Origin of the sequence: Phycicoccus endophyticus (assembly GCF_011326735.1) — a bacterium.
In the GTDB taxonomy this organism is placed as follows: Bacteria; Actinomycetota; Actinomycetes; order Actinomycetales; family Dermatophilaceae; genus Phycicoccus; species Phycicoccus endophyticus.
On record NZ_JAANCN010000002.1, the window covers coordinates 210,280 to 226,243 of the forward strand.

At 74.4% G+C, this 15,964-nt stretch carries 13 protein-coding genes; 6 read left to right on the forward strand and 7 right to left on the reverse strand.

Going from position 1 to position 15,964, the window contains the following annotated elements:
* Nucleotides 1–92: 92 nt before the first annotated feature.
* Nucleotides 93–1,463 (reverse strand): FAD-binding oxidoreductase, encoded by a 1,371-nt coding sequence (locus tag G8D98_RS04045; RefSeq protein ID WP_166099433.1) that lies wholly within the window; start codon nt 1,461–1,463, stop codon nt 93–95.
* Nucleotides 1,464–1,663: 200 nt separating this feature from the next.
* On the opposite strand from G8D98_RS04045, the gene G8D98_RS04050 reads away from it, so the two are divergent.
* A complete protein-coding gene (locus tag G8D98_RS04050) occupies nt 1,664–2,575 on the forward strand; it encodes a hypothetical protein (protein WP_166099435.1) in 912 nt (303 codons plus the stop codon).
* A 59-nt stretch (nt 2,576–2,634) separates the two neighbouring features.
* Here the strand turns inward: G8D98_RS04050 and G8D98_RS04055 are convergent, their stop codons facing one another.
* Nucleotides 2,635–3,441 carry a carbon-nitrogen family hydrolase gene (locus G8D98_RS04055; protein ID WP_166099437.1) on the reverse strand — a complete coding sequence of 269 codons (807 nt, stop codon included), beginning with the start codon at nt 3,439–3,441 and terminating at the stop codon, nt 2,635–2,637.
* Between the two features lie 37 nt (nt 3,442–3,478).
* Nucleotides 3,479–5,467 carry a bifunctional copper resistance protein CopD/cytochrome c oxidase assembly protein gene (locus G8D98_RS04060; RefSeq protein ID WP_166099440.1) on the reverse strand — a complete coding sequence of 663 codons (1,989 nt, stop codon included), beginning with the start codon at nt 5,465–5,467 and terminating at the stop codon, nt 3,479–3,481.
* Nucleotides 5,468–5,494: 27 nt separating this feature from the next.
* Between G8D98_RS04060 and G8D98_RS04065 the strand changes: the two genes are divergently transcribed.
* From G8D98_RS04065 to G8D98_RS04080, 4 genes are all read left to right on the forward strand, one after another.
* Entirely contained in the window at nt 5,495–6,343 is an 849-nt protein-coding gene (locus G8D98_RS04065) for a maleylpyruvate isomerase family mycothiol-dependent enzyme (RefSeq protein WP_166099443.1), read from the forward strand.
* 2 nt (nt 6,344–6,345) lie between these two features.
* Complete coding sequence (locus G8D98_RS04070; RefSeq protein ID WP_166099446.1) at nt 6,346–6,822, forward strand: SRPBCC family protein; 477 nt, start codon at nt 6,346–6,348, stop codon at nt 6,820–6,822.
* A 135-nt stretch (nt 6,823–6,957) separates the two neighbouring features.
* Nucleotides 6,958–7,428, forward strand: a complete 471-nt coding sequence (locus G8D98_RS04075) for a MarR family winged helix-turn-helix transcriptional regulator (RefSeq protein ID WP_166099448.1) — start codon at nt 6,958–6,960, stop codon at nt 7,426–7,428.
* Between the two features lie 3 nt (nt 7,429–7,431).
* Nucleotides 7,432–9,210 (forward strand): MDR family MFS transporter, encoded by a 1,779-nt coding sequence (locus G8D98_RS04080; protein WP_166099451.1) that lies wholly within the window; start codon nt 7,432–7,434, stop codon nt 9,208–9,210.
* On the opposite strand, the gene G8D98_RS04085 is transcribed toward G8D98_RS04080, so the two are convergent.
* Nucleotides 9,191–10,402: an MFS transporter gene (locus tag G8D98_RS04085; RefSeq protein ID WP_166099454.1), complete on the reverse strand. Its 1,212-nt coding sequence runs from the start codon at nt 10,400–10,402 to the stop codon at nt 9,191–9,193. The genes G8D98_RS04080 and G8D98_RS04085 overlap by 20 nt on opposite strands.
* 30 nt (nt 10,403–10,432) lie before the next feature.
* On the reverse strand, nt 10,433–11,632 hold the full coding sequence (locus tag G8D98_RS04090) for an acyl-CoA dehydrogenase family protein (protein ID WP_166099457.1): 1,200 nt from the start codon (nt 11,630–11,632) through the stop codon (nt 10,433–10,435).
* Between the two features lie 196 nt (nt 11,633–11,828).
* Here G8D98_RS04090 and G8D98_RS04095 point away from each other — a divergent pair, with 196 nt between their 5' ends.
* Nucleotides 11,829–12,971, forward strand: a complete 1,143-nt coding sequence (locus G8D98_RS04095; RefSeq protein WP_166099459.1) for a carboxylate-amine ligase — start codon at nt 11,829–11,831, stop codon at nt 12,969–12,971.
* Nucleotides 12,972–12,981: 10 nt separating this feature from the next.
* Here the strand turns inward: G8D98_RS04095 and G8D98_RS04100 are convergent, their stop codons facing one another.
* Together G8D98_RS04100 and G8D98_RS04105 are read right to left on the reverse strand one after the other, a co-directional pair.
* A complete protein-coding gene (locus G8D98_RS04100) occupies nt 12,982–14,445 on the reverse strand; it encodes a hypothetical protein (protein ID WP_166099462.1) in 1,464 nt (487 codons plus the stop codon).
* A gap of 1 nt (nt 14,446) precedes the next feature.
* Nucleotides 14,447–15,955: a dihydrolipoamide acetyltransferase family protein gene (locus G8D98_RS04105; RefSeq protein WP_166099464.1), complete on the reverse strand. Its 1,509-nt coding sequence runs from the start codon at nt 15,953–15,955 to the stop codon at nt 14,447–14,449.
* Nucleotides 15,956–15,964 lie beyond the last annotated feature (9 nt).

A 15,964-nucleotide genomic window follows, 5' to 3' on the forward strand; every position in this document is an offset into this window, starting at 1 on the left:
ACCTGCAGGGACATCCCGCGTCGAACGTTTGTGCAGGCAAGTTGCGAGTGCGCACGCGGGTATCGAGGCGGCTGCCCGTGCGAGGGCCGTCCTCAGACGAACGAGCCCGGGTTGAGGATGCCGTCGGGGTCGAGCGCCGCCTTGACCCGGCGGTTGAGCGCCATCACCTCCGGGCCCAGCTGGTGCTCGAGGCAGCCGGCCTTGAGGCGCCCCACCCCGTGCTCGCCGGTGATCGTGCCACCGAGCCGGATCGCGGCGTGCATGACGTCGTCGAACGCCAGCCGGGCGCGGCGCTCGGCGTCGTGGTCGGTGGGGTCGTAGACGATCGCCGGGTGGGTGTTGCCGTCGCCGGCGTGGGCGACGACGGGGATCTCCACGGCGTGCCGCTGCGCGATGGCCTCGAGCTCGGCGAGCAGCGCCGGCAGGTGGGGCACGGGCACCCCGACGTCCTCGGGCAGCACGGCACCGCGTTGCTCGAGGGCGGTGAAGTGCGCCCGCCGGGCCTGGACGAACATCTCGGCCTCCTCGGGGTCGTCGGTGGCGACGACCTCCTTCGCACCACTCACCTCACAGGCGGTGACGATCACCTCGACCTCCTCCGCACGGGAGGGCCCCGGTGCATCCGACTGGATGAGCAGGAGCGCGCCGGCGTCACGGTCCAGACCCATCGGTTGGAAGTCCTCGACGGCGTTGACCGAGGCGCGGTCCATGAGCTCGACCATCGAGGCGCGCACCGTGCGGCCGAGCTCGACGACCGCGGCGGCCGCGGCGGCGACGGTGGGGAAGAACGCGACGACCGTCGAGCGCGGCGCCTGCGCGGGGACGAGGCGCAGGACCGCGCGGGTGACCACCCCGAGGGTGCCCTCGGAGCCGACGAACAGCTTGAGCAGCGAGAGGCCTGCGACGTCCTTGACGCGTGGCCCGCCGAGGGTGAGCAGGGTGCCGTCGGCGAGGACGACGTCGAGGCCGAGGACGTAGTCGGTCGTCACCCCGTACTTGACGCAGCACAGGCCGCCGGCGTTCGTCGCGATGTTGCCGCCGATGGAGCAGATCTCGAACGAGCTGGGGTCCGGCGGGTACCACAACCCGTGGGCGGCCGCGGCCCGCTTGACCTCGACGTTGAGCGCCCCGGGCTCGACGACGGCCACCCGCGCGGCCACGTCGACCTCGACGGCGCGCATCCGTTCCAGGCTGAGCACCACCGCTCCCTCGACGCCCATCGACCCGCCCGAGAGCGAGGTGCCCGCCCCTCGGGGGACGACCCCGATGCCGTGCCGGGTGGCCCAGCGCAGCGTCTCCTGGACGTGCTCGGCGCTCTCGGCGCGGACGGCGGCGAGCGGCATTCCGGCGCGCGCGTCGTGCGTCCAGTCGTGGCGGTACTTCTCCACGACGTCCGGCTCGGTCGCGACGACCCCGGCGGGCAGGGCCTGCGCGAGCTCGGTGACGGCGTCAGCGGCGTCCATCCCCACACTCTCCCACCCCTCCTCCTTCAAGGGCGCGTTCGCGGTGGCCCGTCGCCAGAGCCTCCCCCCACTCGCCGCGAGTGCGCACCTGGTCGCTAGAGCAGCCGCCTGCGCACTCATCACCGGGTTGTCCCGCGTACTCGTCCTCGGGCTGTGGAGAACTCCGCGGCGGCTCCCCGCCTCCCGGCCACACTCCGGGGATGGACACCTGGAGCCAGGTCGCGGGCCGCCAGGCCGGCGTCGTCTCCTACCGGCAGCTGCGCGAGCTCGCGGTCGGTCGCGCGCTGGTGCGTCACAAGCTGGCGTCCGGCCGCTGGGTGCGCCGCACCGACGCGGTGGTCACGACGACGACCGGCCCCCTGTCGGAGGAGCAGCGTCGATGGGTCGCGGTCCTGCACTGCGGGCCCGGAGCGATGCTCGGCGGCCTCACCGCGCTCGCCGTCCGCGGCCTGCGCGGATGGCCGCGCGAGGACGTCACCGTCATCGTCGAGAACGCCGACTCCTTCGACCCGGTCGAGGGCGTGCGCACGTTCCGGACCCGTCGCCCGCTCGACTCCCTCCGTGGCGACGACGACCTGCCGTGCTGCCGGGTGGAGCCGGCCGCCCTGCTCTGGGCGGGCCACGAGCCGCACCCCCGCTCGGCCATGGGCCTGCTGGCGGCCGTCGTGCAGCAACAGCTGACGTCGCCGGAACGGCTGGCCGCGTGGGTCGAGGCCCTCCGGCCGCTGCGGCGTGCACCGATGATCCGCGACCTCCTGCACGACCTCGCCGGCGGTTCGCAGTCGCTCGGTGAGGTCGACGTCGTGCGGATGTGCCGCGCGGCCGGCCTGCGGCCCCCGAACCGTCAGACGCGCCGCGTCGACCGGTCCGGACGCGTGCGGTTCACCGACTGCGAGTGGGAGCTGGACGACGGGCGCACGCTCGTGCTCGAGGTCGACGGCGGGTTCCACCTCGAGGTGGTGCACTACGAGGAGGACGTGCGGCGCCACCGGAGCCTGACCACACCCGACCGCATCGTCGTCCGCTGCACCACCCAGGAGCTGCGCCGCGAACCGTGGGTCGTCACCAACGACCTGCGCGCGCTCGGCGTCCCCCGTCTCGACGCGGCCTGAGTGCGCAACTGGTTGCCGGAGCAGCCACCTGCGCACTCACGGCTGGGAGGGGGAGGGGGTCAGAGGCGTCGGTCGGCCAGGACGGGGAAGGAGGCGCGGTACTCGGCCGTCGTCGCGAGGTCGAGCTCGACGGACAGCACGACCTCGTCGGTGTGCGCAGCCTCGGCCACCACCTCACCGGTCGCCGCGACGACCTGGCTGTGCCCGCCCATCGGGACGTCCGCGTGCGTGCCGGCGGTGTTGACCTGGACGACGGCGCACTGGTTCTCGACGGCGCGGGCCCGGCCGAGCAGCCGCCAGTGCTCGACCCGCGCGAGCGGCCAGGCGGCGGGCACGACGAGCAGCTCGGCCCCGGCCTCCTGCTGGCGGCGGTACAGCTCGGGGAAGCGCAGGTCGTAACAGGTCGACAGCCCGGTGCGCACCGTGCCCCCCGCCCCGTTCGGAAGGTCGAGGACGACGACCTCCTCGCCCGCCTCCATGAGCTTCGGCTCGCCGCTGCCGAAGCCGAAGCGGTGCACCTTGCGGTACCCGGCGAGGCGCTCCCCCTCGGCACCGAACACCAGCGAGGTGTTGGCCAGCGTGTTGCCGTCGGGCCCCGGCTCCGGCAGCCGCTCGACGAACGAGCCCGCGTGCAGCGTCACCCCCGCGGCGCGCGCGGCGTCCGCCATCGCTGCCGACCACGGGCCGTCGAGCGGCTGCGCCTCGCCCTCCCAGCGCCGGTAGTCGAAGCCCGTCGGGGCCCACAGCTCCGGCAGGACGACGAGGTCGTGCCCGGCCTGCGCGGCGACGAGGCCGGCGACGCGCTCCACGCGCGCCCCGAACGGCTCCTCGTCCCCGTAGGACAGCTGGACGGCGGCGATGCGCATGCCACATTCTCCCTCGGGCTCGGGCAGGTCCGGGTGGTCAGTGCGGCTCGAGGTGCTGGGCCTCCTCGCGCAGGCGGGCCAGCCGGGCGTTGTACGCCTCGAGCTCGGCGTCACCGTCGCGGTCGGCCTGCCGGTCGCGCCGGGCCGTCTCGAGCGTCTCCCGGCGGAACCACTGCGCCGCGACGACGACGGCGAGCACGAGCGTCGGGGCCTCGCCGATGCCCCAGGCGATCTCGCCCGCGGTGTGCTGGTCCGCGAGCGGGTCGGTCATCCAGGGCAGGTCGATCGTCGTGAAGAAGTCCGGCGCGAGCAGCGTCGTGCTCCCGGTGAGCACGACGCCGAAGAAGGCGTGGAAGGACACCGTGGCGAAGAGGATGACGAGCAGCATCAGCGGGGACCACCGCGGCACGCCGGGGTCGATGCCGATCATCACCCAGACGAACAGGTACCCGGTGAGCAGGAAGTGGGCCATCATCAGCAGGTGCCCGGTGTGCGTCGTCAGGGCCAGCTCGAACAGGCCGCTGAAGTAGAACACCGCGAGGCTGAAGAAGAACAGGGCCGCGGCGACGACCGGGTTGGCCAGGACCCGCATCGCCCGTGAGTGGACCACCTGCAGGAGCACCTCGCGCGGGCCCCACGTGCGGTCGCGCCGCGGCCGGAGCGCCCGCAGCGCGAGGGTCACCGGGGCCGCCGGGACGAGCAGCAGCGGCACGACCATCGCGACGGCCATGTGCATGACCATGTGGGCGCTGAAGAGCACCCGCCCCCAGATGCCGGGGGCGCCGCACGTGGCCCAGGCGAAGAGCGCCCAGCCGGCCACCCACAGCACGAGCCGCAGCACCGGCCAGGCGTCACCGCGGCGCCGCAGCCGGACGAACCCCGCCAGGTAGAGACCGACGGCCAGGACGCTCGTCGTGGCGAAGAGCCAGTCCATCCGCCAGGACAGCAGCCAGTCCGCGCCGGCCACCGGGCCGGGGTCGGGGTAGCCCGTCAGGGTGATGGCGATGCCCGGGTCGGGCAGCGCGTCGGGCACCGGGGGGACGCTGCGGGCCAGCACCGCCGCCAGGCCGACCGCGACGCCCATGACGACGAGCTCGGTCAGGGCGAGCCGGGCGAAGGCCCGCCCGTCGGAGGGGTCGGCCGCCAGCCGGGTGGCGATCGCGCGGCACTGGCGCCAGCCGAGGACCCCGAGCGCGGCGAGGACCAGCGCCTTGAGCACGACGACCGCGCCGTAGGCCGTGAGCACGCCCGAGGGCGACCCGAGCCGGATCGCCGCCTGCTCGAGCCCGGAGACGCCGACCGCCACGTAGGACCACAGCGCCAGCATCGAGTAGCGGCGCACCGTGGGCGCGAGGTCGCGCCCGAGCGCGGGCCGCATGACGACCAGCGCGATCAGCCCGCCGACCCACACGACCACCCCGGCGAGGTGGAAGGCGAGCCCGTTGACCGCGTCCTCGTGGCTCGCCGACCCGGCCGCGTGCCCGGTGAGCGACTGGATGACGACCCCCGCGAAGGCGAGGACGGTCAGCCACGCCATCGGAGCCCGCCGCTGCACGAGCCGCGCGGAGACCGTGACGACAAGCGCCGCGAGCACCGTGAGGAAGAGCACCCGGGTGACCTCGAGGGACCAGGTGAACGACAGCAGCTGGCGGGCCAGCCCCGGCGCGGTGAGCGGGGTGCCGGCGAGGTCGGCGAAGGAGGTGACGAGCTGCACGCTCGCCGCGGCGAGCCACACGGTGGCGGTCCCGGCGGCGAACCGCACGGCCCTCGCCCGCCGGTCGGTGCGCGCGCGCTCGGGGACGAGGAAGGCGGCGAAGCCGAGCAGGCCGACCGTCGCGGCCGAGGACAGGTCGGCGACGACGTCGCTGACCGGCACCATCCACCGCACGAAGGGCCCGGCGTCGGCCAGCGCGAGGGGCGCGACCGCGCCGGTGAGCAGGGCGGCCGGCACGAGGGCGACCAGGGCCGCCCCGACGGCGACGACGAGGGCCCGCACGGGAGTGCTGCGCTCCGGCACGACGGTCATGCCGACCAGCGTAGGTACTGTGGCGGCATGCCGCTGCACCCACCTGCCCCCACCGACGTGCCGGGCATCGTCGACGCGTGGGCACAGACGGTCCGCGCCGTGGCCGACCTCGGCCGGACGCTGCGCCCCGGGGACGCCGAGCGCCCGACGGACTGCCCGGGCTGGAGCGTGCTCGACCAGGTCGCCCACGTCGTCAGCGGTGAGGCGATGGCGGCGGGCGACCCCGTCCCGGACCTCGACGTCAGCGACCGTGACTACGTGCGCAGCGCCTTCGGCGAGCGGGTGGAGCGCTACCTGCAGTCCCGGCGCGGGCGGACCGCCGAGGACCTCGTCGACGAGCTGGAGTGGCGCCTGGAGGAGCGGCTCGGGGTGTACCGCGCCGAGGGCTTCACCGGCGAGGAGCCCGTCGTGGGACCGTTCGGCCCGACGACCGCCGCGGAGCTGCTCGCGACGCGGACCTTCGACGTGTGGATGCACGAGCAGGACCTGCGGGAGGCGCTCGACCGGCCGGGCGGCCTCGACACCCCGGCGGCAGCGCTGTCGGTCTCGACCCTGTTCGGCCTCTTCCCGCGGGTCGTCGCCCGTGACGCGGCGGTGCCGCCGGGCAACGCCGTCGTGCTCGACCTCACCGGCCCCACGGTCGGCCGCACCGGCGCGCGGGTCGAGGAGCAGGACGGCCGCGCCGTCGGCGTCGCGCTGTTCACCGGTGACGCCGAGGAGCACCCGGACGTCGTGACGACGACGATCTCGGTGTCCACCCGGGTCGGGATGCGCCTCGCGGGCGGTCGCCGCTCCCCCGCGGACCTCCCGGTCACCGTCCACGGCGACGAGAGCGTCGCGGCCGCCGTGCTCGCCGCCATGGTCGTCACCCCCTGACCATGGCGACGTTCTCCACCTCGACGACCTCCTCGGCGACGGTCACTGCGACGCCGGAGGAGGTGTGGGCCGCGCTCACCGACCCCGACGTCGTCGCCCGGCTCACCCCCTTCCTCCACCGGGTGACCGAGCGCGGCGAGCACTGGGTCTGGGAGATGACCAAGGTGCCGGTCCTCGGGCGCAGCTTCTCCTTCCGGTTCACCGAGCGGATGCACTTCGAACAGCCCCGGCGGATCCGGTTCAGCCACGACCCGGATGCCGGGGACGGGGCGGAGTCGGCCGGCGTCGATGGCTGGTACCTGCTCGAGCCGCGTTCCGCCGGAACGCGGCTGGAGACGCAGATGGCGATCACCGTCGACCTGCCGTTTCCCGGCATCACCCGTCCCGCGGTGACGACGGCCATGAAGGGCGTCGTCACCTTCATGGGCCAGCGGTTCTCCCAGCAGCTCCTCGCCCACCTCGGCGCCCGCACCACCTGACCCCCCTCCGGCCGCGACCCGCGCCGGCCGCGCCGCCGCCTGCCCCCGCCGCACAGCCCGGCTCCGGGGAATTGGAGCGCCGCGCATGTAGTTGTATGCTGCAAGCAAGCACCTACCCGCCCCCAGGAGGACCCCGTGTCGCACCGCTCGACGCCGCCGACCCCGACGGCCGCGCTCGGCGACGAGCTCGTGCGGGTCGTCAAGCTCATCCACGCGGCCCGGGCGCGCGCCCCCCGCCACCACCCGCTCGTCGACCCGATGGCCTACCCGCTGCTCTCGAAGCTCGCACCGGGCCCGATGCGCGTCTCGGCCCTCGCCGAGCTCGTGCACTCCGACGTCTCGACCGTGAGCCGACAGGTCAGCACCCTCGTCGACCTCGGCTTCGTCAGCCGTCAGCCCGACCCGGACGACGGCCGGGCCCACGTCCTCGCCGTCACCGACGACGGCGACCAGCTCATGTGCACCATCCGGGAGGGGCGCGACCAGTGGCTGCGCACCCTCCTCGCCGACTGGACGGACGACGAGGTCCGCTCCCTCACCACCCACCTGGCCCGCCTCGCCGCGGACCTCGAGACCTTCCTGACCGACCCGACCCCGAGGACCTGACCGATGACCACCTCCCACCCCGGCGACCCGGCCCAGCCGGCGAGCCGACCCACCACCGACCCCACCCCGGCGCCCGCGGCTGCCGCGTCCGCGCCGACCGGCGGTGGCTCGCTGAGCCACCGCCAGATCCTCACCATCCTCGTCGGGCTGATGATGGGCATGTTCCTCGCCGCGCTCGACCAGACGATCGTCGCGACCTCCATCCGGACCATCGCCGACGACCTCCACGGCCTCGACCAGCAGGCCTGGGCGACAACGGCCTACCTCATCACCGCAACCATCGTCACACCGCTGTACGGCAAGCTCGGCGACATCTACGGCCGCAAGAAGCTGTTCATCTTCGCGATCTCGATCTTCGTCGTCGGCTCGGCGCTGTCCTCCTTCGCCGGCTCGATGTACGGCCTGGCCGCCTTCCGCGCCGTCCAGGGCATGGGCGCGGGCGGGCTGATGTCGCTCGCCCTCGCGATCATCGGCGACATCGTCCCGCCGCGTGAGCGCGCCAAGTACCAGGGCTACTTCCTCGCCGTCTTCGGCACCTCGAGCGTCGCCGGGCCGATCATCGGCGGGTTCTTCGCGGGCGCCGACTCCATCCTCGGCATCACCGGCTGGCGCTGGGTCTTCCTCGTCAACGTGCCGATCGGCCTGGTCGCCCTCGTCGTCGTCTCCCGCACGCTGCACCTGAGCCACCAGCGGCTCGACCACCGGATCGACTGGGCGGGCGCCTTCCTCCTGTCGGCCGCACTCGTGCCGCTGCTCATCGTCCTCGAGCAGGGACGCGAGTGGGGCTGGACCTCCACCGGTGCCTGGGTGGCCTACGTCGTCTCCGTCGTCGCGGCCGTCGCCTTCGTCTGGCAGGAGCTGCGGATGAAGGAGGAGGCGATCCTCCCGCTCGAGATGTTCCGCAACAAGACCGTCGGTGTCTCCTCGACGGCGTCGGTCATCATCGGCATCGCGATGTTCGGCGGCCTCGCCGCCCTGCCGCTCTACCTGCAGATCGTCAAGGGCTCCACGCCCACCGAGGCCGGCCTGCAGCTCATCCCGCTCGTCGGCGGCATCATGACCGGCTCGATCGTCTCGGGCCAGGTGATCGCCCGCACCGGCCGCTACCGGATGTTCCCGATCATCGGGTCGGCGCTGCTCGTCGTCGGGCTCTTCGGGTTCCACTTCGTCGCCTACGACACCCCGCTGTGGCAGACGATGATCATCATGGTCGTCTTCGGCCTGGGCCTCGGCTTCAACTTCCAGCCGCTGACCCTCGCCGTGCAGAACGCCGTGCCGGCGCAGCAGATCGGGGTGGCGACCTCGACCGCGACGACCACCCGCCAGCTCGGCGGCACGGTCGGCACGGCGGTCTTCCTCTCGATCCTCTTCTCCACCGTCCCCGACCGGATCGCCGAGAGCTTCACCCGGCTGGCCGGGACCCGCGAGCTGCAGGCGGGTGTCGCGGAGGGGCTGCAGGCGCCCGCCGGCTCGGTCGACCACCAGGTCGCCACGGCCATCCAGCAGGCGGCCTCCGGGGACGCCACGGCGGCGGCCTCGAGCGGGGTCCTCTCGGACTCCTCGTTCCTCAGCCAGCTCGACCCGCGCCTGGCCAAGCCGTTCCTCGTCGGCTTCTCGGACGCGATGGACCTGGTCTTCCTCGTCGGCGCCGGCGTCATGGTCCTCGGGCTGCTCGTCATGCTCATGCTCCCGCACGTCGAGCTGCGCGGTGGCTCCGCCTACAGCGAGCGCACCGAGCAGGCCGAGCGGGCGCAGGAGACCGCTACGGCACCGGCGAGCTGAGCCGGGCGCGCTCGGCACCCTCGAGGTGCCGAGCGCGCAGCCCGACGGCCGCCGTGGCCAGCGCCGCGGCGAGCACCGGGACCGCGTAGCCGCGCTGCGGCCCCAGCGCCTCGACGGCCCAGCCGCCGAGCGAGGAGCCGCCGGCGATGCCGATGAGGATGCCGGTGACCGCGACGGCGATGCCCTCGGTGACGAGCGCGGCCGGCACGAGGCGCTGGGCCAGGCTGAGGCTCGTGATGAGCGTCGGCGCCGTCGCCGAGCCCGCGACGAGCATGACGAGCGCCAGCTGCCAGGTGCCGTGCACGAGCAGGGCCGGCACCTCGAGGACGAACATCGCGCCGGTGGCCAGCAGCAGGCGGCGGGTCAGGGTCGAGCCGAACCGCCGGCCGCCGAACCACAGGCCGGAGACCGTCGAGCCGAGCGCGAAGGCCGCGAGGACGACGCTGGAGAGGCTGGCGTTCCCGTCCGCCTCGGCGAAGGCGACGGCGAGCACCTCGTTGGCCCCGAGGGCGACGCCGGTGAGCAGGAGCGCCCCCGCGACGAGGAGCAGCCCGGGCCAGCGCACCGCGAGGCCGGCCGGGCGCTCGGCGTGCGGCACGACCGGCGGCTCGGTGGCCCGGGCGGCGAGGAAGAGCAGCGCACCGGTCGTGAAGAACGCCTCGGCGAGCACGAGCCCCGCCTCGGGGAACCACAGCGTCGACACGAGGACGGCGAGCACCGGCCCGACGACGAACGACGCCTCGTCGGCGACCTGCTCGAAGGACATCGCCGTGTGCAGCCGGTCGGGGTCGTCCCGGAAGATGTGCGCCCAGCGGGCCCGGGACATCGGGCCCGGCTCGGGGAGGAAGGCGCTCAGCCCGTAGAGGACCGCCAGCGCCCACACCGGGGCACCTGCCCAGGACGCGAGCGCGGTACCGAGCCCGGTCGCCCCGGCGACGGCGACGAAGGGCACGGCGACGCGCCGCTGCCCGTACCGGTCGATGAGCCGGCCGAGCACCGGACCGGCGAGGGCGAGCACCACCAGGCCGACCGCGGAGACCACGCCGGCGACCGCGTACGAGCCACGCCGGTCGCTGACCATGACGATGACGGCGACCCCGAACATCGCACCACCGATGCGCGCGAGCGCCGTCCCGGCGATGAAGGGGAGGGCGCCGGGCACGGCGAACAGGGGGCGGTAGGCGGTGAGCACGAAGGGCCTTCGGGGTCGGGCTGGGCGGTCTCAGCGGAAGGCGGGCTCGCCGGTGAGGGCCTGCCCGATGACGAGGGTGTGCATCTCGACCGTGCCCTCGTAGGTGAGGACGGACTCGAGGTTGTTCGCGTGCCGCATCACCGGCAGCTCGCCGCTGATCCCCGACGCGCCGAGGACGGTGCGCGCCGTGCGGCAGATCTCCAGCGCCTTGGTCACGTTGTTGTACTTGCCGACGGACACCTGCTCCGGGCGCAGCCCCACCGCGTCCTTGCGCCGCCCGAGGTGGAGGGCGAGCAGCCGCCCCAGCTGCAGCTCGGTCGACATCCGGGCGAGCTTGGCCTGGGTCAGCTGGAAGGCACCGATCGGCCGGCCGAACTGGACCCGCTCGCACGAGTAGCGGCGGGCGACCTCCAGCGAGGATCGCGCCGCACCCAGGCAGCCCCAGACGATCCCGTAACGCGCCTCGGTGAGGCAGGAGAGCGGACCGCGCATGCCCGTGACACCGGGGAGGACGGCCTCGCCGGGCAGCCGGACGCCGGAGAGCGCCAGCTCCGCGGTGACCGATGCCCGCAGCGACATCTTGTGGGTGATCTCGTGGGCCTCGAAACCCGGTGTGTCGGTGGGGACGACGAAGCCCCGGATGCCGCCGTGCTCCTCGCCGGCGTCGGCCCAGACGACGGCGACGTCGGCGACCGAGCCGTTGGTGATCCACAGCTTGCTGCCCTCGAGCACCCAGTCCGCGCCGTCGCGCCGGGCCCGGGTGCGCATCGACGCCGGGTCCGACCCGTGGTCGGGCTCGGTCAGGCCGAAGCAGCCGATCGCCTCGCCGGCGGCCATCTGCGGCAGCCACTCCTCCTTGTGCGCCTCGGAGCCGAAGGCGTGGATGGCGTACATGGCCAGGCTGCCCTGGACCGACACGAGGGAGCGGATGCCGGAGTCGCTCGCCTCGAGCTCGAGGCAGGCCAGGCCGTAGTCGACGGAGGACATCCCGGCGCAGCCGTACCCCTCCAGGTGCATCCCGAGCAGGCCGTGCCGGCCGAGCTGCGCGGCCAGCTCGCGCGCCGGCAGCTCGCCCTGCTCGTACCACTGTGCCACGTGGGGCTCGACGAGGTCGTCGCACACCCGGCGCACGGTGGCCCGGACCGCCCGCTCCTCGTCGGTGAGCAGGGAGTCGACGTCGACGATGTCGAGCGGGTCCGCGGGGCGCCTCGGGCGCGACGACGAGCTCATGGACCCATCATGCCGCCCGGAGGCGGACCGCCCGCCCCCGGCCGTCCCCCGGACGCGCGCGGCCACGAGCCGGCCTCCGGACGTCGTCCGGTGCGCGTCGGGCGCGCGCCCGGCGCGCGTCCGGCCTGCGACGAAAGCCCACGCGGGCAGCTGGAACCGGCGAGAATCGCCTGGTCAACGCGCTGAGGGAGGCCGCATGTCCGTTCGTACCGTGGGGGTCGAGGAAGAGCTCTTCCTCGTCGACCCGGAGACCCGGCTCATCGTGCCCGGGTCCCAACGGGTGCTCAAGCACGCCGCCGAGCACGAGCCGCAGGTGGGGCCGGAGGACCTCGGCCACGAGCTGTACCTCCACCAGGTCGAGACGCGCACGCCTCCGCTGGAGTCCATGACCGACCTGCGAGCCGAGCTCGTGCGCACCCGGCGCCTGGCCGCCGAGGCCGCCGAGGCCACCGGGCTGGTGACGATGGCCGCCGGCACCGTGCCGACGGTCAACGCCGACCCGCACGTCACCCACGACGACCGCTACCTCGACATGGTGGCCCGCTTCGGCGAGATCGCCCGGCCGGGGGGCACCTGCGGGATGCACGTGCACGTCTTCGTCGAGTCCCCCGAGGTGGGCGTCTCGGTCATCGACCAGCTCGTGCCGTGGCTGCCGGTCGTCCTCGCCATCAGCGCGAACTCGCCCTACCTCCAGGGGCACGACACGGCCTACGCGTCGTGGCGCTCCCAGGCCTGGTCGCAGTGGCCGAGCGCGGGGCCCACCGAGGCGTTCGGGTCGCTCGAGGCCTACCGCGAGGTCAGCGCCCAGATGCTCGCCTCGGGCGCGGCGCGGGACGACGGCATGCTCTACTTCGACGCCCGGCTGGCCGCCGAGCACCCGACGGTCGAGGTGCGGATCAGCGACGTGTGCACCGACCCCGACGACGCCGTCCTCATCGCCGCGGCGCTGCGCGGGCTCGTCACCCGCGCCGTGCGCCGGGCGACCGGGGAGGCCGACGAGGAGCGCACGGCCGCGGGCCGCTCCGCCGAGTACGTCTGGCGCTCGGAGCTGTTGCGCGCCGCCCAGTGGCGCGCCGCCCGGCACGCCCTGACCGGGCAGCTGCTCGACCCCGCCACCGGGGAGCTCGCACCCGCCGCCGCGGTGCTCGACCGGCTGCTCGCCGTGACCCGCGAGGCGCTCGAGGAGACCGGCGACGTCGAGCTCGTCCAGGACGGTCTGCGCCGTGCCCTGGCGGGCGGCGGGGCGAGCCGGCAGCGCGCGGCGTTCGAGCGCACCGGCGAGGTGGCCGGGGTCGTCGACGACGTCGTCGATCGCACCAACGCCGTCTGGCGCGGGTGACCCGGCACGCTCAGCGGGGCGAGGCCACCCCGAGCAGCGCCGCCAGTCCGAGGGCGCTGCGGGGGTCGTAGGCGCAGCGCCACAGACCGCCGTGCGCGGCCGCGTACGCCTCGTCCTGCCACGGGTGGTCCTGGGCGGGCCGGCGGGCCATGAGGTCGTGCACGAGCACCGCGGCCATGAGGGTGTTCGCCGTGCCGGGCTCGAAGACCTCGACACCGAAGCGGTGCGCTCCCGAGTACGCGGCCGCCAGTGCGCGGTTCCGCAGCACCGACCGGGTGCGCGTCGGCGGGGCGACGGTGAGGGAGACCGTGGCCCCCGAGGCGCGGGCCGCCGTGGCTCGCCAGCGCTGGATCCGCTTGGCCAGCAGATAGTTCGGGCCTTGCTGGAGCACCACCGAGTCGTTGATGCCAGGGTCCTCGCCGGGCACGTAGTTGCGCCGGAGCAGCCGACCCCCGGACACCGTCCGCAACGGCACGCGCAGCAGCCTGGACGTGCGGCGGCTCGCGTAGGCGGCGGTGGCGGCCTCGACCGCCTCGGCCGGCACCGCGAAGACGTCGGTCGGTGTGGCGAGGAAGGACAGGGCGGTGTCCGAGCGCTGCGCGCGCACGGCCTCGCAGAGGGCGTCGACCGCGGCGCTCACGCGCACGTGCGTCGCGCCGTCGGCGTAGACGTAGCTGCCGAGCACGAGCCGGTCCGGCAGGCCGGTGACCCACGCGGTCGCATCCGGCAGGTCGTGCAGCACGTCGATGCCGGCCCGGTGTGCGAGGTCGCCCCGACCGGCCCGAGCCGGCACGAGGAGGCGTCCGGAGAGCCCACGGGTGTCCTCGAGCAGCCGCCGCCAGAGCTCGGGGCGCGGCAGGTCGACGGCGGCGACGGACGCCCCCCAGCGCAGCAGCGAGCGCAGGGGCCCCATCTCCGCGGCCGCGCCGAGGACGACGACGGTGCGTCCCTCGAGGCGCAGCCAGCCCGGGTTCTCCAGGACGGTGCCCACCACCTCGCGCAGCCCCGGCTCGACGACGCCGGCCTCGACCCAGGCGTCGAGCTGGCGCCGCAGGTCGTCCCCGGCCAGCCGGCGTCCGCGGTAGGGGACGGTCAGGGCGGTGTCGGGCTCGGCCCCGCCGGCGAGGGCGACGGTGTCGAGGAGCTCGGTGGGCCCCCCGGGTGCGCCGGCCACGGCGGCGACGAGCGGGTGCTCCTCCCCGTCGTCGGCACGCCAGCGCAGCTGCTCGTGGACCGCGGCGAGGCCGGACTCGGCGATGGTGCGCGCGTCGGCGTAGCTCGTCAGCCCCGCCTCGACGAGGCGGCGGAAGTGCGTCAGGTACCCGGTGCGCCAGCTCGTCTCCCGAGCCGCGGCCGCCGCGCCGACGGGGTCGACGGGGCGCAGCGCCTCGGCGACGACCGCCCGCCCCGTCGTGGAGGTCGAGCGGCGCCCGTCGACGACGGGGAAGACGACCCCGTGCTGCTCACCCGACACCTCAGCCCCAGACGAGCCCGCGGGCCGGGTCGTGCAGGAGGGCGGCGACGTCGGCGAGGTAGCGCGAGCCGAGCTCGCCGTCGACCAGCCGGTGGTCGAAGGAGAGCGCCAGCGTCGTCACCCATCGCGGCTCGATGCGCTCCTCCGCGCCGGTGCCGAGCACCCACGGACGGCGCGAGACCGCACCGAAGGCGAGGATCGCGGCCTCTCCGGGGTTGAGGATCGGGGTGCCCGCGTCGACCCCGAAGACGCCGACGTTGGTGACGGTGATCGTGCCGCCCGCCATGTCCGCGGGCTGGGTGCGTCCCTCCCGCGCGGTGGCGGTCAGCTCGGCGACGGCGTCGGCGAGCTCGCGCATCGTCATCCGGTCGGCGCCCTTGACGTTGGGGACGACGAGCCCGCGCGGGGTGGCGGCCGCGATCCCGAGGTTGACGTCGTGCTTGTAGACGATCTCCTGGGCGGCGTCGTCCCAGCTGGCGTTGACCTCCGGGTGGCGCCGGAGCGCGACGCACATCGCCTTGGCGAGGACGAGCAGGGGGGTGACCTTGGCGTCGCGGAACTCGCGGTCGGCCTTGAGGCGCTCGACGAGCTCCATCGTCGCGGTGACGTCGACGGTGACCCACTCGGTGACGTGCGGGGCGGTGAAGGCGGACTCGACCATCGCCTGGGCGGTCATCCTCCGCACGCCCTTGACCGGCACCCGGGTCTCGCCGCCAGGGACGCGGGTGGGGTGGGGCGCCACGGACGCGCCGGCAGGGCCGGGCGCCGAGGGGGCCCCTGCGTCGGCGGGAACCGGGGCACCGGCCGCCTCCTCGACGTCGGCGCGGGTGACGACGCCTCCGGGCCCGGACGGGGCCACGGTGGACAGGTCGACGCCGAGGTCCTTGGCCAGCTTGCGCACCGGCGGCTTCGCCCGGACCGGCCCGTCCTCCCTCCGTCCCTCCGGTGACCTATTGGTCGAATCGGGAACGCCGGCCCGTACCTCCGGTGACCTATTGGTCGAATCGGGAACGCCGGACCGTACCTCCGGTGACCTATTGGTCGAATCAGGAACGCCGGACCGTACCTCTGGTGACCTATTGGTCGAATCGGGAACGGGGCGGCGGGGGCGGCGGACGGCCTCGGTCTGCTTGACGCCGTAGCCGACGAGCACCGCGGTCCGCCCGGAGGAGGCCTCCGCGCTCTCCGACGCACCGGGCTCGTCCGGCTGCGACCCGCCGGCCGCGGGGCTCGCACCGGTGGCCGAGGAGGCGTCGGGCTCGCCCGCCACGCCGTCGTCGACGGTGACGATGGGGGTGCCGACCTCGACCGTGTCGCCTTCGGCCACGAGCAGCTGCCCGACCGTCCCGGCGAACGGCACGGGCAGCTCGACGAGCGACTTGGCGGTCTCGATCTCCACGACGACGTCGTTGACCTCGACCGTGTCGCCCGGCGCCACGTGCCACGTGACGATCTCGGCCTCGGTGAGGCCCTCACCGGGGTCGGGGAGCTTGAACTCACGAAGAGCCATCTGCAGCAG